General features: G+C 70.8%; 16 protein-coding genes and 1 pseudogene. 9 read left to right on the top strand and 8 right to left on the bottom strand.

The window, feature by feature from the left end; all coding sequences use genetic code 11:
• Positions 1–8: 8 nt before the first annotated feature.
• Positions 9–1,349 carry a ferredoxin reductase family protein gene (locus tag ACZ58V_RS29095; RefSeq protein ID WP_471293535.1) on the bottom strand — a complete coding sequence of 447 codons (1,341 nt, stop codon included), beginning with the start codon at positions 1,347–1,349 and terminating at the stop codon, positions 9–11.
• A 152-nt stretch (positions 1,350–1,501) separates the two neighbouring features.
• Here ACZ58V_RS29095 and ACZ58V_RS29090 point away from each other — a divergent pair, with 152 nt between their 5' ends.
• The 6 genes from ACZ58V_RS29090 to ACZ58V_RS29065 all read left to right on the top strand — a co-directional run bounded on the left by ACZ58V_RS29090 (position 1,502) and on the right by ACZ58V_RS29065 (position 7,255).
• On the top strand, positions 1,502–2,200 hold the full coding sequence (locus ACZ58V_RS29090; RefSeq protein ID WP_382825598.1) for a response regulator transcription factor: 699 nt from the start codon (positions 1,502–1,504) through the stop codon (positions 2,198–2,200).
• Entirely contained in the window at positions 2,197–3,690 is a 1,494-nt protein-coding gene (locus tag ACZ58V_RS29085) for a sensor histidine kinase (protein WP_471293532.1), read from the top strand. The genes ACZ58V_RS29090 and ACZ58V_RS29085 overlap by 4 nt, the downstream gene beginning before the upstream one ends.
• Before the next feature lie 66 nt (positions 3,691–3,756).
• Positions 3,757–4,878 carry an ABC transporter ATP-binding protein gene (locus tag ACZ58V_RS29080; protein WP_471293530.1) on the top strand — a complete coding sequence of 374 codons (1,122 nt, stop codon included), beginning with the start codon at positions 3,757–3,759 and terminating at the stop codon, positions 4,876–4,878.
• A complete protein-coding gene (locus tag ACZ58V_RS29075; RefSeq protein WP_468191968.1) occupies positions 4,875–5,573 on the top strand; it encodes an ABC transporter permease in 699 nt (232 codons plus the stop codon). Before ACZ58V_RS29080 ends, ACZ58V_RS29075 begins: the two co-directional genes overlap by 4 nt.
• A complete protein-coding gene (locus tag ACZ58V_RS29070; RefSeq protein WP_359888500.1) occupies positions 5,570–6,235 on the top strand; it encodes an ABC transporter permease in 666 nt (221 codons plus the stop codon). The genes ACZ58V_RS29075 and ACZ58V_RS29070 overlap by 4 nt, the downstream gene beginning before the upstream one ends.
• A 63-nt stretch (positions 6,236–6,298) precedes the next feature.
• On the top strand, positions 6,299–7,255 hold the full coding sequence (locus ACZ58V_RS29065) for an ABC transporter substrate-binding protein (protein ID WP_468192446.1): 957 nt from the start codon (positions 6,299–6,301) through the stop codon (positions 7,253–7,255).
• Between the two features lie 130 nt (positions 7,256–7,385).
• Here ACZ58V_RS29065 and ACZ58V_RS29060 read toward each other — a convergent pair whose 3' ends face one another.
• From ACZ58V_RS29060 to ACZ58V_RS29035, 6 genes and pseudogenes are all read right to left on the bottom strand, one after another.
• The gene (locus ACZ58V_RS29060) at positions 7,386–7,763 is read right to left on the bottom strand and encodes an ROK family protein (RefSeq protein ID WP_471293814.1); all 378 of its coding nucleotides are present in this window, start codon (positions 7,761–7,763) and stop codon (positions 7,386–7,388) included.
• 252 nt (positions 7,764–8,015) lie between these two features.
• Positions 8,016–8,651: pseudogene (locus ACZ58V_RS29055) on the bottom strand (ROK family protein); the annotation flags it as partial.
• Complete coding sequence (locus ACZ58V_RS29050; protein ID WP_471293526.1) at positions 8,648–10,297, bottom strand: dipeptide ABC transporter ATP-binding protein; 1,650 nt, start codon at positions 10,295–10,297, stop codon at positions 8,648–8,650. The pseudogene ACZ58V_RS29055 and the gene ACZ58V_RS29050, both read right to left, overlap by 4 nt.
• The gene (locus ACZ58V_RS29045) at positions 10,294–11,166 is read right to left on the bottom strand and encodes an ABC transporter permease (RefSeq protein WP_468191958.1); all 873 of its coding nucleotides are present in this window, start codon (positions 11,164–11,166) and stop codon (positions 10,294–10,296) included. Before ACZ58V_RS29045 ends, ACZ58V_RS29050 begins: the two co-directional genes overlap by 4 nt.
• A gap of 35 nt (positions 11,167–11,201) precedes the next feature.
• Positions 11,202–12,161 (bottom strand): ABC transporter permease, encoded by a 960-nt coding sequence (locus tag ACZ58V_RS29040; RefSeq protein WP_468191955.1) that lies wholly within the window; start codon positions 12,159–12,161, stop codon positions 11,202–11,204.
• Positions 12,162–12,164: 3 nt separating this feature from the next.
• Positions 12,165–13,910 (bottom strand): peptide ABC transporter substrate-binding protein, encoded by a 1,746-nt coding sequence (locus ACZ58V_RS29035; protein ID WP_471293523.1) that lies wholly within the window; start codon positions 13,908–13,910, stop codon positions 12,165–12,167.
• Between the two features lie 182 nt (positions 13,911–14,092).
• Between ACZ58V_RS29035 and ACZ58V_RS29030 the strand changes: the two genes are divergently transcribed.
• The 3 genes from ACZ58V_RS29030 to ACZ58V_RS29020 all read left to right on the top strand — a co-directional run bounded on the left by ACZ58V_RS29030 (position 14,093) and on the right by ACZ58V_RS29020 (position 17,297).
• Positions 14,093–15,259 (top strand): ROK family transcriptional regulator, encoded by a 1,167-nt coding sequence (locus tag ACZ58V_RS29030; protein ID WP_468191949.1) that lies wholly within the window; start codon positions 14,093–14,095, stop codon positions 15,257–15,259.
• 63 nt (positions 15,260–15,322) lie between these two features.
• Positions 15,323–16,816: a M81 family metallopeptidase gene (locus tag ACZ58V_RS29025; protein ID WP_471293520.1), complete on the top strand. Its 1,494-nt coding sequence runs from the start codon at positions 15,323–15,325 to the stop codon at positions 16,814–16,816.
• 100 nt (positions 16,817–16,916) lie between these two features.
• Positions 16,917–17,297, top strand: a complete 381-nt coding sequence (locus ACZ58V_RS29020; RefSeq protein WP_471293517.1) for a hypothetical protein — start codon at positions 16,917–16,919, stop codon at positions 17,295–17,297.
• A gap of 653 nt (positions 17,298–17,950) precedes the next feature.
• On the opposite strand, the gene ACZ58V_RS29015 is transcribed toward ACZ58V_RS29020, so the two are convergent.
• The gene (locus ACZ58V_RS29015) at positions 17,951–18,418 is read right to left on the bottom strand and encodes a hypothetical protein (RefSeq protein ID WP_468191942.1); all 468 of its coding nucleotides are present in this window, start codon (positions 18,416–18,418) and stop codon (positions 17,951–17,953) included.
• Positions 18,419–18,594 lie beyond the last annotated feature (176 nt).

Below are 18,594 nucleotides of genomic sequence, written 5' to 3'. Positions count from 1 at the left end.
TCTCCTCGTCATCCGGCCAGGCTGAAGCGTTCGAAGTGGATCTGCGGCTTGGGCACGCCCAGCTCGCGCAGGCTGCCGAGCACCGCGTTCATCATCGGCGGCGGGCCGCACAGGTAGACGTCCCGGCCGGCGATGTCCGGCACCAGACGGGTGAGTTCCCCGGGCGCCAGCCGGTCCGGCACCGGCGGGCCGGTCACCAGGTGCAGTTCGGCGCCCTTGGCGAGGGCGAGGTCGCGCAGTTCGTCGTAGAGGACGGCGTCCTGGTCCGTGGCCACCCGGTAGATCACGACCGCGTGGCCGTGCAGCTCCTCCAGCAGGGCCCGGATCGGCGTGACACCGACGCCGCCCGCGATGAGCACGGCGTCCGGGCGGGTGCGGTGCAGGGTGGTGAAGGCACCGTAGGGGCCCTCGGCGAACACGCGCGTGCCCACCTTCAGGTGCCGCAGGGCCGCGCTGCCGTCGCCCGCGCGCTTGGCGGTCAGCCGGAGCGTACGGCCGTCCGGGGCGGCGGACAGCGAGAACGGGTTGGCCTGCCACCAGCGGTCCTTGGTCAGGAACCGCCACAGGAAGAACTGTCCGGCCCGGGCGGGCAGCCGGTCGAGGTCGCGGCCCGTGATGTAGATCGAGACGACGTTGTCGCTCTCCGGGACGACGGCCGTCACACGCAGTTGGTGACGGAGGTTGCGCCACAGTGGCAGCACCAGACGGCCCACGAAGACCGCGGCGAGGGCCCCGCCCCACACGGCGTACCAGTACGTCTTCGCCGCGGACGACGAGGTGAACGTCGTGCCCGCCGCGACCTGGTGCGTGAACGCCAGCACCACCGCGACGTAGGTGTACAGGTGGATGAAGTGCCAGGTCTCGTAGGCCAGCCGGCGCCGGGCGGCGCGGGCGGAGACCACGCCGACCACGATGATGATCGCCAGGGCGGTGATCGCGCGCAGCACGCCCTCGACGGTCTCGGCGAGGTCCACCAGCTGGTTCACCGGGTCCAGGGACGAGGATTCGGCGTAGCCGAAGACGATGAACACCGCGTGCGCGAGCAGCAGCCACAGCACCGAGAAGCCGGTCCAGCGGTGCCAGGACGTCAGCCGGTCCATGCCGATCCGCCGGTCGAACCACGGCAGCCGCGCCACCAGCAGCAGCTGGAACGCCATGAGCAGCGAACCGTACAGCCCGGTCAGCCGGCCCAGCACGATGAGCGTGTTCGAGGCGAAGCCGGCCTGGGCGAAGAAGACGGCCACCACGACCGCGTTGGCGAGCAGCACCGCGTACAGGCCGGTGCGCCCCACCACTCTGGGGCGCACGCCCGCGCGGGTCGCCGCGGGAGGTTCTTGGAGGGTCGTCACGGTCGGCAGCTCCTTGATCGGATCCTGGGACACCGAGCTTGTCGCGGGGGAGCTGTCGAAATACTGTCGCTCAACTTTCAAGTGTTTATCGATCGCGCGGCGAAGGGGCGGACGGCTATGGAGGCGAGGGACAGGTGAAGCACTATGAGCGGGTGGAAAAAGTACGCCTCCTCGTCGTGGACGACGACCCGCCCATCGCCGATCTCGTCGCGACCGTCGCCCGCTACGAGGGCTGGGACGCGGTCACGGCGTACACCGGCGAGGACGCGCTGAAGCGGGCCGCCGAGTTCCACCCGGACATCGTGGTGCTCGACCTGATGCTGCCCGGCGTGGACGGCTTCGGCGTCCTGGACCGGCTGCGCGCCTCCGGGACGATGGTGCCGGTGGTGTTCCTCACCGCGCGCGACGGCGTCGCCGACCGGGTCGCGGGCCTGACGCGGGGCGGCGACGACTACCTGGTCAAGCCGTTCGCCGTGGAGGAGCTGATGGCCCGGCTGCGGACCGTGCTGCGGCGCAGCGCCGGCCCCGCCTTCCAGCGGTCCGTGCTCCAGGTCGGCGACCTGACGATGGACGAGGACACCCGTGAGGTGCGGCGCGGCGAGCGACTGCTGTCGCTGACCCCGACCGAGTACGAGGTGCTGCGCTACCTCATGCGCAAGTCGCCCACCGTGCTCACCAAGGCGCAGATCCTCGACCACGTCTGGGAGTACGGCTTCGGCGGCCGCTCCAACGTCGTCGAGCTGGTCGTCAGCCGGCTGCGCCGCAAGCTCGACGAGACGGACGACGGCGGCGCGCCCCTGATCCACACCGTGCGGGGATTCGGGTACGTGCTGCGGCAGGCCTCCGAGTGATCGCCAGACTGCGGCGCACCTACCGCAGGATGCGCCTGGGCACCCGGCTGGCCCTGGGCCTCGGCGCCCTGGCGCTGGTCGTGTTCGCCGTCGTCGGCACGGCCCTGACCACGTACATGCGGGACTACCTCTCGGCCCAGCTCGACACCCAGCTGGCACAGGCCCAGATCGCCCAGTCCAAGAGCATCGCGGACTACGGCACGCTCTCGGGCAAGAAGTACTACAGCTGGTTCTACGCCGTGTACGACGTGTCGGACGGCACGCCCGAGCTCCGCAGGCCCGAGGACCCAGCCGACCTGCCGAAGGACGTCGACGACTTCACCTCCCTGGCCCGGGCGCAGACCGCCGCGCACACCGAACTCCTGCGCACCGAGCACCTCAAGGGCGCGGGCTCCTACCGGCTGCGCGCCTGCCAGGTCGAGCCCGGGGTCGTCCTGGTCAGCGCCGCGCCCATGGAGGACATCGAGGACACGGTCGGGCAGCTGATCACCATCCAGGTCGTCACCTTCGGGGCCGCGCTGCTCGCGCTGGTCGTCTTCGGCCGCAGGACACTGCGCCGCGGACTGAAACCGCTCAGCGACATGGCGTCCACCGCGCACGGCATCGCCTCGCACGACCTGACCGAGTCGGCGGCCCGGCTGCCGCTGCGCGCCGACGGCCGGGACGGCGGGCCCGAGGTGGACGAACTGCGGACCGCCTTCAACACGATGCTGGAGCACATCGACGACTCCCTCGCCGTGCGCGCGGAGGCCGAGCAGCGGCTGCGCCGGTTCGTCGCGGACGCCTCGCACGAGCTGCGCACCCCGCTGATGTCGGTACGCGGCTACGCCGACCTCTTCCAGTACGCCGCCGCCAACGCCCCCGAGGAACGCGACCGGCACCTGGCCCGGCTGCGTGCCGAGGCCGCCCGGATGGGCGTCCTCCTGGACGACCTGCTGCTGCTCGCCCGGCTGGACGCGGCGGAGGTGGAGGCGCCGCTGCGGCTGGAGGACACCGACCTGGTCGAGTTGGTGTGCCAGGCCGCTGACGCCTTCCGCGCGGGCCGCCCGGACCATCCGCTGACCGTGCTCGCGGGGCCGCGGCCGGTGCGGCTGCGGATGGACCCGCTGCGCATCCGGCAGGTCGTCGACAACCTCCTCACCAACGCCGCCGTGCACACCCCCGCAGGGACGAAGGTGTCCGTGGAGGTGTGCCTCGTGCCCGGCTCGGCCGAGGTGCGGGTCGCCGACACCGGTCCGGGCATCCCGCCCGACGACCGGGCCCGGGTCTTCGACCGCTTCTACCGCGTCGACAAGGCCCGCAGCCGCGACCGCGGCGGCAGCGGCCTCGGCCTCGCGGTCGCCCAGTCCCTGGTCCGGGTCCACGGCGGCCGCATCGAGCTGGACAGCGAGCCGGGGGCGACGGCCTTCACCGTCCGCCTGCCGCTTGGCGGGAACGGGCACGGGAATGAGCCACCGGCCGCCCAGAGTCCGGAAAACACCGCGGTCTAGACTCGTCCGGCACAGCCCGTACGACCATGGCCAACAGTCTCCGCCAACCCGAAGGGCCCCGGCGCCTTGATACGGATCGAATCAGTCACCAAGCGGTACCCGGACGGCACGGTGGCGGTCGACCGGCTCTCCATGGAGATACCCGACCGCTCGATCACCGTCCTCGTCGGACCGTCGGGCTGCGGCAAGACGACCACCCTGCGGATGATCAACAGGATGGTCGAACCGAGCGAGGGAACGATCCTCCTCGACGGCGAGGACATCCAGCGGCAGCCCGTCACCACCCTGCGCCGGTCCATGGGATACGTCATCCAGAACGCCGGCCTCTTCCAGCACCGCACGATCGTCGACAACATCGCGACCGTGCCCCGCATGCTCGGCTGGGGCAAGCAGAAGGCCCGGGACCGGGCGGCCGAACTGATGGAGCGCGTGGGCCTCGACGCCGCGCTCGCCAAGCGGTACCCGTACCAGCTGTCCGGCGGCCAGCAGCAGCGCGTCGGCGTGGCCCGGGCGCTCGCCGCCGACCCGCCGGTGCTGCTCATGGACGAGCCGTTCTCGGCGGTCGACCCCGTGGTGCGCAAGGTCCTCCAGGATGAACTGCTGCGCATCCAGGACGAGCTGGGCAAGACCATCGTCTTCGTCACCCACGACATCGACGAGGCGATCAAACTCGGCACGATGGTCGCCGTGCTGCGTGAAGGCGGCCGGCTCGCCCAGTACGCGCCCCCGGCCGAGCTGCTGTCCGACCCCGCCGACGCCTTCGTCGAGGACTTCCTCGGCGCCGACCGCGGCATCCGCGGCCTGTCGTTCTTCCCGTCCGCCGGGCTCACGCTGACGACCGACCCGGTGATCCGGGCCGACGCCACCGCCGAGCAGATCGCGGCCCCCGACGCCCCCTGGCTCCTGGTGACCGACACGGACGGCAGGCCACTCGGCTGGAGCGCGCCGCAGGATCTCGCGGCCGGTGACATCAGGCCGGACCGGCTCCTGTCCTACGGGCGGCCGTTCGTGCCCGGCACCGACTCGCTGCGGGCCGCCCTCGACTGCGCCGTGCTCTCCCCGACCGGCTGGGCCGTCGCCGTGGACGCCGGCGGACGCGTGACCGGAGTGGTCGCCCAGCACACCATCGGCGAGGCGATCCGCAGCGCCCACGAGGCCCGCCGCGACGACGAGAAGGTCGCCGGATGAGCGACTACCTCCACGACTTCTTCGACATCCCGAGCGACCTCCAGCACAGCTGGTTCGGGCTGATCGGGCTGCACCTGCGGGAGGCCCTGCTGCCGGTGGCGGCCGGACTGCTCCTGGCGCTGCCGATCGCCCAGCTGTGCGTGCGCTTCCGCTGGCTGTACCCGCCCGTCCTCGGCCTGACGACCGTCCTGTACGCCATCCCGTCCCTGGCGTTCTTCGTGGTGCTCATCGACTACACCGGGCAGACCGAACTCACCGTGATGATCCCGCTGGCCGTGTACAGCCTGGTGGTGCTCGTCCCGGCGATCGTCGACGGGGTGCGCTCGGTGCCCCCGGAGACCCTGGCCGCCGCCACCGCCATGGGCTTCGGGCCGGTACGGCGGTACTTCCAGGTGCAGTTGCCGATCGCGGTGCCGGCGATCATCGCGGGCCTGCGGGTGGCGACCGTGTCGAGCATCTCCCTCGTCAGCGTCGGCATGCTGATCGGCAACCAGGGCGCGCTCGGCAACCTGCTCCACGACGCGCAGATCTACAACCGGCCCGAACTCACCTGGAACTCCGTGATCACCACGGCGCTCCTGGCGATCCTCGTCGACGCCCTGCTGGTCCTCGTCCGCGTGCTGCTGACGCCGTGGATGCCGAGCGGGACGGCCCGCCGCAAGCCGGCGCCCGCCCTTAAGGACGCTGCCCGGTGAACGTACTCAACTTCGTCAACTCGTTCTTCAGCGACAGCGCCCACTGGCAGGGCTACGACGGCATCCCGGCCCGGCTCGGGGAGCATGTCCAGTACACCCTGGAGGCGCTGCTCCTCGCCGCCGCGATCGGACTGCCGATCGGCCTGGTCACCGGCCACTACGGGCGCGGAGGCAACGCCCTGTCCCTGGTCGCCACCGCCGGGCGGGCCCTGCCCAGCTTCGGTCTGCTGGTGCTGATGACCACCCTGCTGGGGTTCGGGATGCTGCCCGTGATGATCCCGCTGGTCATCCTCGCCGTCCCGCCGATCCTGGTCACCACCTACGAGGCGATGCGCTCCGTCGACCCCTCGCCGGTGGACGCCGCCCGCGGCATGGGCATGCACGAGTCCCGGATCCTCTTCCAGGTGGAACTGCCGGTCGCGCTGCCGCTGATCCTGAGCGGCCTGCGCTCGGCGGCCATCCAGATCGTGTCCACGGCCACCATCGCCGCGTACGTCAGCCTGGGCGGCCTCGGCCGGTACATCGTCGACGGCCTTTACCAGCGCAACTACGAGAAGGTGGTGGGCGGCGCGACGCTGGTGGCCGTCCTCGCGCTGGTCACGCTCGCGCTGTTCTGGGCGGCGGCCCGGGTCGCGGTGTCGCCGGGTGTGCGCAGGAGATGACGCCAATTGGTAACCAAGCTGCTCTTGACTGACCGAATATCCGCTGGCTTGGATCAGTGGGTGATTACTACACGGAAGAGCAGCACCCGGTCCATCACGAGGCACCCCGGCGCGGCAGCGGTCGCGCTGGCCGCGGCGGCAGCTCTTCTCGGGGGCTGTTCCTCCGGCGGCACCTCCGACGACCCGCTCAAGGGCGGCGGGGCGGAGGGCGGGGCCGTCGTCGTCGGCTCCAACAACTTCGCCGAGTCCATCCTGCTCGCCGACATCTACGGCGAGGCCCTCAAGTCCAAGGGCATCAAGGTCACCTACAAGCCCAACATCGGCAGCCGGGAGACCACCTACGGTCTGATGAAGAACGGCAGCGTCACCGTGCTGCCGGAGTACAACGGCTCCCTGCTGGCCTACCTCGACGCCAAGGCCAAGCCTAAGACGGTCGAGGAGACCACGACCGCCATCAACGGCAAGCTCGACTCCAAGCTGGAGCTGCTGAAGCCCTCGGCCGCGCAGAACAAGGACTCCGTGACGGTCAACGCGGAGACCGCGAAGAAGTACAAGCTGACCCCGGACTCGTCCATAGCGGACCTCAAGGACGTCGCGGGGGACCTGGACTTCGGCGGCTCGCCGGAGTTCCAGACCCGGCACCAGGGTCTGGTGGGCCTGAAGTCGGTGTACGGCCTTGAGTTCAAGTCCTTCAAGTCCCTCGACGCGGGTGGTCCGCTGACCCAGACGGCGCTGAAGAAGAACACCGTGCAGGCCGCGGACCTCTTCACCACCGACCCGACCATCGCCCGGGACAAGTTCGTCGTCCTGAAGGACCCGGAGAACCTCTTCGGCTTCCAGAACGTGCAGCCGCTGGTCCGCAAGGGCGAGCTGTCCAAGGAGGGCGCCGCGGCCCTCGACGCGGTCTCGGCCAAGCTCGACACGGCCGCGCTGCTCGAGCTGGACGCGAAGGTCCAGCTCGAGAAGCAGGACCCGCTGGACGTGGCCAAGGAGTGGCTGAAGTCGGCGGGCCTGACCTGACCCGCCCGGCCGACCGTCAGGCGTGACCGGCACTCCGATCACGCCTGACCCGGTTCACCTCTGTCCGGCACTCACATCCGTGAGACGGCGGCTGAAGGGCAGCCGGGTTCCCGCGTGCGGGCTGCCGCCGCTATCTCCGGCCGACGACCACGCCGAGTTCCGCCCGCGCCCGGGCCGCCGCGCCGATCGCCACGGCGTCGTCGCCCAGCAGCGCGGGCCGTACGCGCACCGGATGCCCGCTGACCGGCGGTTCGGCGGCGAGGGCGGCGAGCAGCGGCGGCTCCAGCAGCGGCCAGGCCCGGCTGACGCCCCCGCCGACGACGCACACGGTCACATCCAGCAGCCCGGCCGTGACCAGAACGGCCCGAGCGACGGCAACCCCGGCGTCCTCGAACACGGCCAGGGCATCCTGGTCCCCTTGAGCCGCCAGCTCGGCGACAGCCCGGGCGGAGAGAGCCGGCCGGACTTCCCCAGCCCGCCCGCCTGCTATGGCCTGGCGGAGGCCCACGGCCCGGCCGGCTCCCCGGCCCGGGTTGATTTCGCGGCCCAGGCCGGTCTCCAAGCCCCGGTCGGTCTCCAAGCCCCGGTCGGTCTCCAAGCCCCGGTCGGTCTCCAAGCCCCGGTCGGTCTCCAAGCCCCGGTCGGTCTCCAAGCCCAGGCCGGTCTCCAAGCCCAGGCCGGTCTCCGGGCCCCGGTCGGCCTCCGGGCCCCGGCCGGGAAGCTGCCCCCGGCCGGCTTCCTCAGCCCGTTCCGGTGGCCCGGCCTGACTGACGCCCTCGGCCTCTGATTTCGCCACTCGCTCGGCGTACCTGGCCGCGATCGCGCGCCCCGATGCCAAGGTCTCCAGGTGGCCGCGGCCCCCGCAGGTGCAGCGCAGGTCGCCGAAGCCGGGGACGTGGCCGATCTCGCCCGCCGCTCCGTTCGGGCCGTCGTGCAGCCGGCCGTCCAGCCACAGCGCTCCGCCGACCCCGGTGCCGAGCGTCATGCCGAGGACGTGCGGCTCACCCGCGGCGGCGCCCCCGACGACCTCGCCGCGCAGGAACGCGTTCACGTCGTTCTCCAGGTACGCGGGTACGCCCAGCCCCTCCCGGATCGCCGCCGTCACCGGGAAACCGGCCCAGTCGCGGAAGGAGTCGCTGGCCACGAGGATCCGGCCGGCCCGGGCGTCCACCACACCCGCCGCGCCGACCCCGACGCCGAGCAGCCGCGCCGGCGTACGGCCGAGGAGCAGCCGTACGGCGTCCAGCGCCGTGTCCGTCATCGCCCTGCCGCCCTCGGCCGCCGGTGTGGGCACGGCCACGCGGTCCACGACTGCGAGATCCGCCCCGCACAGCACCACCTGGGTGGTCGTGCCGCCGATGTCGACACCGGCGACGACCTCGACAGCGCCGGTCACGCCGTGGCCCCCGTCCCGAGGGCCGCCGCCCGGCGTCGTCGCTGCAGCACCGGATCCGGCACCGGCACGGCGGCGATGAGCCGCCGTGTGTACTCCGTCTCCGGGCGCGAGAGGGTGGACAGAGTGGGCCCCTGCTCCACCACCTGCCCGGCCCGCATCACCACCACCCGCCGGGCGAACTCCTGCACCACGGCCAGATCGTGCGACACGAACAGACAGGCGAACCCCAGCTCGCGCTGCGATTCGGCGATCACCTCCAGCACCGTCCGCTGCACGCTCACATCGAGCGCACTGGTCGGCTCGTCCGCGACCAGGAGCCGCGGCTGCAGCACCAGCGCCCGGGCCAGACTCACCCGCTGCCGCTGACCGCCGGACAGCTCACGCGGCCCCCGGCCCGCCAACTCCTCCGGCAACCGCACCAGTTCGAGCACCTCGGCGACCCGCGCCCGCCGCTCGGCCGCCGGCATCCCACGCCGGTGCACCCGCAGCGGCTCGGCCACGCACTCCGCGACACTCATCCGCGCGTCCAGCGACGCCACGGGATCCTGGAGCACCACACCCACCCCGGCCAGCAGCGAACGCCGACGGCGCCCCCGCACCCGGCGCAGATCGCCGCCGAACAGCGACACCGTGCCGGAGGACGGCCGGACCAGCCCCAGCGCGACCCGCGCCGCCGTCGACTTGCCGGACCCCGACTCGCCGACCAGGCCGACCGTCTCCCCGGGACGGACGGTGAGGGACACGCCCTGAAGGGCCTGTACGGCACGCGGCCCCCGCCCGAACCGTACGGAGACGTCCCGGAGTTCGACCACAGGATCGCCCTCGGACCGTTCCGGAGGCGGCGGCCCTGCCTCCGGTTCGCTCACCGCCAGACGCGGTACCGCCGCCAGCAGCCCCCGGGTGTACTCGTGCCGAGGCCGCAGCAGTACCTCCTCCACCGTCCCGGTCTCCACGATCTCGCCCCGCAGCATCACGGCCACCCGGTCGGCGAAGTCCGCGACCACGCCCATGTTGTGGGTCACGAGCAGCACCCCCGTGCCCGAGTCGGCCGCGAGCCCCCGCAGCAGATCCAGGATCCCGGCCTGCACGGTGACATCGAGGGCCGTGGTCGGCTCGTCCGCGACCAGCAGCCCCGGCGAGTTGGCGATCGCCATGGCGATGACGACCCGCTGCCGCTGCCCGCCCGACAACTGGAACGGAAACGCCGAGGCCCGCCGCTCCGGCTCCGGAACACCCACCCGGCGCAGCAACGCCACCGCCTCCCGGGCGGCCTCGGCACGCGACACCGTCCGGTGGTTGCGGAGCACCTCGGCGATCTGCGCGCCGACCCGGGTCAACGGGTCCAGTGCCGTCGCGGGCTCCTGGAACACCATCGAGGCGGTACGGCCGCGCATCCGGGCCAGTTCGGCCTCGGACGTGCCGACGACCTCGGCACCGTCGACCGCGACTCTCCCGGAAACCCGGGCGCTGCCCGGCAGCAGTCCCAGCGCGGCCAGCGCCACCGTCGACTTCCCCGACCCCGACTCGCCGACCAGCGCCAGCGTCTCCCCGGGCCGGACCCGCAGCGACACGTCCCGCACGGCGGGCACGTCACCGGTGTCGGTCGTGAAGGTCACGCCCAGCTTCTCGATCTCCAGGATGTTCACGCACGCCCCTTCACGTCGAAGGCGTCGCGCAGCCCGTCGCCGATCGCGTTGAACGCGCACACGACGAGAATGATCGCGAGGCCCGGCGGAACGATCAGCCACCAGCGCCCGGAGTACGCCGCCGTCAGACCGGCCGACAGCATGCCGCCCCAGTCCGTCGCCGGCGGCTGGACGCCCAGGCCGAGATACGACACATACGCCACGAGCAGGATCGCGTCGGCGATCTGGAACGTCGCCGCGACCACGATCGTGGACACCGAGTTGGGCAGGATGTGCCGGCCGATCGCCCGCCCGTGCGTCCCGCCGATGGCGCGCAGGGTCAGCACGTAGTCCCGGCTCTTCAGCGTCAGCGTCTCCGCCCGCACCAGCCGCGAGGGCACCAGCCACGACACCACCCCGAGGATCACGACCAGCCCGAGCGGCCCCGGATCGGTGATGGCGGACACGACCAGGAGGATGAACAGCGCCGGGATCGCGATCCCCGCGTCCACGACCCGCATCATCACGGCGTCCACCCAGCCGCCCGCGTATCCGGCGACCGCCCCCCACAGGGTGCCGATGACGGTGGCGAGCAACCCGGCGGCAAGCCCCACGAGCAACGAGATCTTCCCGCCGTACATGAGCCGCCCGAGCTGATCGTGCCCGACGGCATCGGTACCGAGCCAATGGGCACCGCTGGGCGCGAGATTGACCTGGGAGAGATCCGTATGGGTCTGATCGGTGGAGTACACCAACGGCCCGACGAAACAGAACAGAAGGAAGAGCACAAGAACGACAAGCCCAGCCACAGCAAGCCTGTTGCGCGCGAAGCGCGCGTTTCTCAGGGGCGCGGGGCTGTTTCCGTTCGCGGCTCCGCCGCGGGGCGCCACAAGCCCCCACCGCCCCGCACCCACAACACGACCACTCACACCCGTCCCTCCTTCACCCGAGGATCCACAACCCGCTGCACCACATCCGCCAGCAAGGTCCCCACCACCGTCGCGACGGAGATGACGAGCACACACCCGAGCAACACCGGGTAGTCAGAGGCCTGCGCCGCACTCCAGAACAACAGCCCCATCCCCGGATAGTTGAAGAGCTGCTCAACCACCAGCGCACCCCCGAACAACACCGGCACGTAATACCCGAGCATCGCGATCACCGGCGTCAGCGAATTCCGGAACACATGCCGGAAGACAATCGCGTACTGCCCGGCCCCACCCGCCCGGGCCGTGCGGACATAGTCCTCGGAGAGGTTCTCCAGCGTCGAAGCCCGCATGTACCGGCTGAACACCGCCACCATCGACGCCGCCCCCGTCACCACCGGCAGCACCAGCCCCACCGGATCCGCGAACACCTGCCCCAGCGTGTCGCCCTGCGGCGCCTGCGAGGGGAACCAGTTCAGCGTCTGTGTGAACAGCAGGATCAGCAGCAGCCCCAGGAAGTACACCGGCGTGGAGTACGCGACGAAGCTCAGCGTGGTGACGACGTAGTCCACCGGCTTGTTGCGCCGCACCGCCTGCCACATGCCCAGAGGCACCGCCAGCGACAGTCCCACCAGAGCGGACAGCACCGTCAGCACCAGAGTCTTCGGCAGACGCTGGGTGATGAGCCGGGAGACCGCCTCGTTGAGCGTGTACGAGGTCCCGAGGTCCCCGTGCAGCAGGGTGTTCAGGTAGTGGACGTACTGGATCGGCAGGGGCTGGTCCAGCCCCTGTTCGTGATTGAACGCGGCGATCTGCTGGGCGGTCGCCTGCGGGCCGAGGATCCCGCGTGCGGGACCCCCGGGCAGCGCGTGCAGCAGGCAGAACACCACGACCGTGACGAGGAGGATGACGACGAGGGCCTGGAGGACCCGACGGGTCAGATACCAGACGGTTTCCATGGCTCAGTCGGTCCACTTCCACTGGGCGGGGTGGAAGTTGGCGAGGGAGTCCTGGGAGAAGCCGCCGAGGCCCTTCCTGACGACCGAGATCTGGTAGACGGGCTCCGGCAGCCAGATCACCGGGAGGTCCTTGGCGAGGGCCTCGCTGTACTTCCGGATCGCCTCGTTCGAACTCGACGTCGTGGACGCGGAGATGAGCTTGTCCACCTCCGGGTTGGAGTAGCTGCCGAAGTTCGAGCCGCCGCCGGTCTGGAACAGCGAGTCGCCGGTCGGGAACGCCGGGAAGTACCAGCTGCCCGCCGTACCGAAGAAGGACAGCTGCCACGAGCAGACGGGCTGCTCCGCCTTGCACTGCGGGGTCTGCGACAGCACCGAGTTCACCGGGGCCGTCTTGATGGAGAACTTGATGCCGGTCTTGGCGAGGGAGGACTGGATCGCGCTCATCATGTTGTCCGTCACCGTCGAGCCGGACTGCGACAGCACCCGCATCTCAAACTTCGTCCCCTTGGCGACCCCCGCACCGCACTTCGCGGGTTCGGTGCACGTCATCACACCGCCCTGCTCGCTCCAGCCGTGCTCGGTGAGCAGAGTGCGCGCGGCGTCCGTCGAGTACGGGTACGGGTTGCTCTTCTGCGCCGGCGAGACGAAGTCGGAGGCCTGTCCCTGCGGTACGGGGCCGTAGCCCGGCACCGCGGTGCCGTTGAAGATGACCTTCGCGAGGCTCGCCTGGTCGATGGAGCGCTGGACGGCCTGCCGGGCGTACGGCTGCTTGAACACCGCGCCCATCCTGGGGTTGTTGAAGTTGTACGGCATGTAGGTGATCGCCCAGCCGGACCACGGCTTCACCTCGTAGCCCCGCGCGGTGAAGCTCTCCTTCTGGTCGAGGTCGCCCGCCTCGATGTAGCCGTAGTCGACGGTGCCGGAGCGCAGCGCGTTCTTCTCGGCGTCCGCGGTGGTGAACGGCAGCAGGTTCACGGTCGGGATGTTCGCCTCCTCACCGCCGTCGTACTTCTTGTTGGCGGTGAGGACGACCTTGCCGGCCGTCGAGAAGGACTTCACCGCGTAAGGGCCGCTGATGGTCTTCCACAGCGGGTTCGTCGCGTAGTCGCCGATGTTCTTCGCGGCGTTGTTGAGGGCGGTCCACACCTGCTTCGGGTCGCCGCCCTTGTCCCAGACGTGCTGGGGGAGCGGCGTGATGGAGTTCAGCTCGTTGGCGAGCATCCACTGCGGGTTGTAGGCCTTGTCGAAGGTGATCGTGAAGTGGCGGTCGTCGGACGCCTTGAAGGACGTCCAGTTGTCGGGCGCCTGGCCCGGGTTGTAGCCCGCCCACTCCTTCTTGTTGGCCTTGATGAGGTCGAACCAGAACTTCACGTCGTGGGAGGTGATGGGCTTGCCGTCGCTCCAGTGCCGGTCGCCCAGCGTGATCCGCACGCTCTTGTTGTCCGGTGCGAAGTCGGCGGCCGTGGCCACGGACCCCTTCTTGTTCCAGGCGATCTTGCCGGTCGAGCCGTCGTAGGCGATGAGCGGCTCCCACAGGGTGTTCGCGATGGAGATGTTGTTGGTGTTCAGATGGGCCGCCGTACCGATCGGCAGGATCCAGTTCGGCGTGAAGTTCGCGGGCAGCGCGTAGTCGATCGAGTCGCGGGACGACGCGGACGACGTGCCGCTCGTCCCGGAGCAGCCCGCGAGCAGCAAGGTGCCCGCGCCGAGGGCGGCACCGGTGAGCAGTCTCGTGCGAGCAGGGGACATGGCTCTCCTCGGGGACAGAAGCCGGGGTCGGGGGGTGGAGTCAGTGAACGCCTGCTGCCTTCGAAGAAACAGACGTGCTTTGGTAAAAAGTCTGTTTCTGCTGTTCTGGAAAAAGCCGCGAGGTGCCTTTACTGGCCTACGCTCACTGCTCCGGTCGGCCGCTGACGGAAGAAACTTCATCCATGCCTGAAAAAAGTGCGCCGTTGAGCGGACGCGTCCTCGAACTCCTCGCCTCCGGGCAGGCGTCGACCCGCACCGAGCTGGCGCGACTGCTCGGTGCCGCGCCCTCGACGGTCTCGTTCACGGTGAGCCAGCTGATGTCCCACGGACTGGTCGCCGAGGAGGGCACGGTGTCCTCCACCGGCGGGCGTCCGCGCAAGGTGCTGCGGCTGGGCGGCAGCGACGGGTTCGCGGTGGCGGCCGAACTCGGCGGCCGGCACGCCCATGTGGGCGTCGTCCTGCCCGGCGGCGGACTCACCGACGTCTCCACCGTGCCCTTCCCGACGGACCAGGGTCCCGAGGCCGCACTGCCCGGGCTGGCCGAGACCCTCCTCGCGCTCGCCGAGCAGCACGGCCGGCACCTGCTCCGGGGCGTGGGCCTGTCCCTGCCCGGTCCGGTCGACGTCACCACCGGCGTCGTCACGCTGCCGTCCCGGATGCCCGGCTGGAACCGCTTCCCGGTCCGCGCCTGGCTGGAGGAGTACTTCGGCGTCCCGGCGGCCATCGAGAACGACGCCAACTGCATGGCCGTCGGCGAACACACCGTGCAGCCGCCCGAGCGCCGGCAGTCGATCATGGTGAAGAGCGGTACGGCCATCGGCGCGGGCGTCATCGCCGACGGGCGGCTCTACCGGGGCGGTTCCGGCGCCGCCGGCGAGATCACCCACGTCCGCGTCGAGGCCGGCCACGACATCCCCTGCTCCTGCGGCAACACCGGCTGTCTTGAGACCGTCGCCTCGGGTGCGGCACTGGTACGGATCCTGCGTGAACGCGGCCTTGAGGTCACCTCCACTGAGGACGTCGTACGCCTCGCCTCCGACGCCGACCCCGAGGCGACCCGGGCGGTCCGGCAGGCCGGGCGCTACCTCGGCATGGTCCTGGCCGCCAACGTCAACTTCTTCAACCCCGACGCCGTGTACCTCGGCGGCATCCTCTCCACCCTGGAGCCCTTCGTGGCCGCCGTGCGCAGCCAGCTCTACGAGGGCTGCCACCCCCTCGTGACCGAGCACCTGGTGATCGAACGGGCCAGCCTCGGCGCCGACGCCGGACTCGTCGGCGCGGGCCAGTTCGCCCTCCAGCGGGCCCTGGCCCACGCCCTGCACACGGCCACCGGCACCCCGCACCCCTGAGCCACCGGCATCCGTCACCCCCGAGGCACCGGCATCCGTCACCCCTGACATCCCGGAGGAGCCATGTCCGTACCGTCCCGCCCCGTGATCGCGATCGCCGGACTCGGCATCGAGTCGTCGACCTTCTCCCCGGCCCGCACCGAGGCCCCGGCCTTCCATCCGCGGCGCGGCGCCGATGTGCTCACCCGGTACCCGTTCCTCGCCCCGGGACAGCCGCTCCGGGACGCCGCCGACTGGCGCGGCGCCCTCGTCGGCAAGGCCCTGCCCGGAGGCACGGTGACGGCGGCGGCCTTCGCCGAGCTGTCCGGTGAACTCCTCGACCGGTTGCGGGCGCTGGGCCCGCTGGACGGCCTGTGGTTCGACATCCACGGCGCCATGACGGTCGAGGGGCTGGACGACGCCGAGGCTGTGCTCCTGGCCCGGATCCGCGAGGTGACCGGACCGGACGTCATCGTTTCCACCTCCATGGACCTGCACGGCAACGTCTCCCGCGACCTCGTCCACCGCACCGACCTGATCACCTGCTACCGCATGGCCCCGCACGAGGACGCCATGGAGACCAAGGAACGTGCCGCCCGCAACCTCGTCGAGCACCTCGTGAGCGGTGCGCCTCGCCCGGTCAAGGCGTGGATCCCGGTGCCCGTGCTGCTGGCCGGGGAACAGACCTCGACCCGGATCGAACCGGCCAAGGGCCTGTACGAGGCCGTGGCGGAGGTCGCGGCGGCCGACGGGGTGACGGACGCCGCGGTCTGGGTCGGCTACGCGTGGGCGGACGAACCGCGCAACCGGGCCGCGGTCGTGGTCACCGGCCCCGAGCCGGACGCCGTCGGTGCGGGCGCCGAGCGCCTGGCCCTCGGCTTCTGGGCGGCCCGGCACGACTTCGCCTTTGTCGCCCCCACCGGCACCCTCGACGCGTGCCTCGCCGCGGCCCTGGCTTCCCCGTCCCGCCCCTACTTCGTCAGCGACACCGGCGACAACCCCACGGCGGGCGGCGCCGGCGATGTCACCTGGGGCCTCGAACAGGTGCTGGCCCGCCCCGAGTTCAAGGACCCGGCCGGGCCGTCCGTCCTCTACGCGTCCCTGCCCGGCCCGGACGCCGTGGACACGGCCGTGCGGGCGGGTGTCGGCGCGACGGTCACCGTCACCGCCGGGGCCGACGTCGACGACCGGCACGCCGGGCCGCTCACCCTGACCGGTGTGGTGCACGCCGTCCGGCACGGCGACCGGGACGCCGAGACGGAGGTCGTGCTGCGGGTCGGGAGCGTGCGCGTGATCCTCACCCGGCTGCGCAAGCCGTACCACCACGAACACGACTTCACGAACCTGGACCTGGACCCGCGCGGCGCCGACGTGGTCATCGTCAAGATCGGGTACCTGGAGCCCGAGCTCTTCGCCATGGCCGCCGACTGGAAGATGGCCCTCACACCGGGCGGCGTCGACCAGGAGCTCACACGCCTCGGCCACCACCGCATCCACCGGCCGATGTTCCCCTTCGACCGGGACATGGCGGACCCGGACCTCAGGGCCCGGATCGTCCCGCCCTCCAACGAGCCCTAGACACCGGCCCGCGGCTCCCCTGCCGGCCGCCGCCGCGATCAACGCGATCGGCGTCATCCTCGCGGACGGCGACAAACTGCGGTGGCCAGACGCAGCGGTCTTGGCATTGACCGTCCGCGTCACGCTGTTCGTGTTCTCGATCCAACGCAGCTTCAACGCGCGGGCGCATCTGTTCAGCGCCGCCGACATCGACGACTGGTTCGGGACCGCGAACCGGCCGCCCGACACGGTCCTCAGACAGCATCAGCACGCCGGGTTCATGAAGTGGCGCACGTCCGCCCGGGGCGCGACCAACACCTACAACCTGGGCGTCGTCACCCTGGGCCTGGGCGCCTGCCTGGCCCTCGCGCCCCCCGAGGACGCCACGTTCTGGCAAGCGTTCTTCCGCTGGGTGGCGTCCGGTGTCGCCGCGGTCTCCGCCGGCACGGAAGGGATCTCGACGGCCCGGATCTGGCACAGCCAAAGGTCCGAATCCCCCTAGCCACACGCAGGCAGCCCGTCTGCCGAGACGAGGAAGGATGTGAAGACATGAGCGGTGCCGATCGAGGCTCTGGGTGCGGAGGAGGCGATGGGACACCCTCGCAGATCTACTACACCTCCTGTCCCCTCTGCGACGGCATCTTCCACGAGGAGAGCACCCAAGGACTGCTCCGCAGGAAGTCCCCCGCCCACTTCGCCCACAGGGACGGATGCGAGGCCGCGATCCTTCCCACAGGAGAACTTCTGAGCATCCACGGCTCGCCGGCCCGGGTCCGGGAAGCGATCCGACAGCGGCGCGACTCCGGGGATTCGTCCTAGGGGTGCGTCGCGTTGCCCGCCCGAAGGGCGAGTCTTGCGGCGTCTGGTGCGTGCTCTCAGCATGCCGGGCGGACGCCCGCGTACTGGTTGCACTCGGTGTTCGCCCGCCGCAAGAGTTGCGGGCTTCGCGGGCAGGACGGACTGGGCGGACACCCCCTATGGCTCGGGCCTGGCACGTCTCGCTGGCGTCCAGCAGGTCGGCCGGGGGAGGAACTGGGTGCGGGTCTTCCACCGCGTGACTCGCCCCGTGGCCGCTTCCGGCTCCGGAAAGGGTGCTGCCGGCGTCCGGGGGCGCTGCTCAAAGCGCCGGTCAGTGCCCCCGCCCCCGCCCCTCGTTCAGGTCGTTGCCGGCCAGAACTGCACGAGGTACTTCTCCACGCCTTCGCCCGTACCCTTCTGCTCCGACAGTGCCCCAGCTTCCCTGCGCCCGGCACAGCTCACCCGGACCCGCCAGGAGCCCCCCGAATCGGCAAGCGTGATCACATCGTCGGCGCGTCCCAAGTCCATGGACCAGACAGCCACTTCGCCGCTGGTGGACTCGAAGGGAGCCTCGGCCTGCTCGTCCCACCGGGAAGGATCCTGCTTGGGCGGCTGTCCGTTCCAGACCTCTACGGTGACCGCAGCGGTATGTGTGTGGCCGCCACTGTAGATGTCGAGACGCCCCGGGAAGTCGTTCAGGAACAGGCCCTGCTTGAAGTCGTCAGGGAAGGGGAGGGGCAGGTCACCGTCATCGGATTCCTGAAGCCCGAAGCCGTGATGCCCCACATCCGCATCAAGGTGTTGCTGCCGGACAAGCTCAGCCATGAGGGCTCCTTGAGCATGACAAACGACTGGTCACTGCCGTGATCCCAAGTCGGCCCCTCCTGGGAGGACAGTGGCATCGTCTTCCGGGCGGTAGGGAGCCGTTCTGACGGCCAGGATGGCTGATCTCGGCTGAAGGCGGGCTGCGTTTCCGCACTCCACGAAGGTGCAGAATTCAC

The sequence above is a fragment of the Streptomyces sp. NPDC040589 genome (assembly GCF_055594445.1).
Note: the sequence above shows the minus strand (reverse complement) of the source record. Positions and strands in the feature narration are given on the sequence as shown.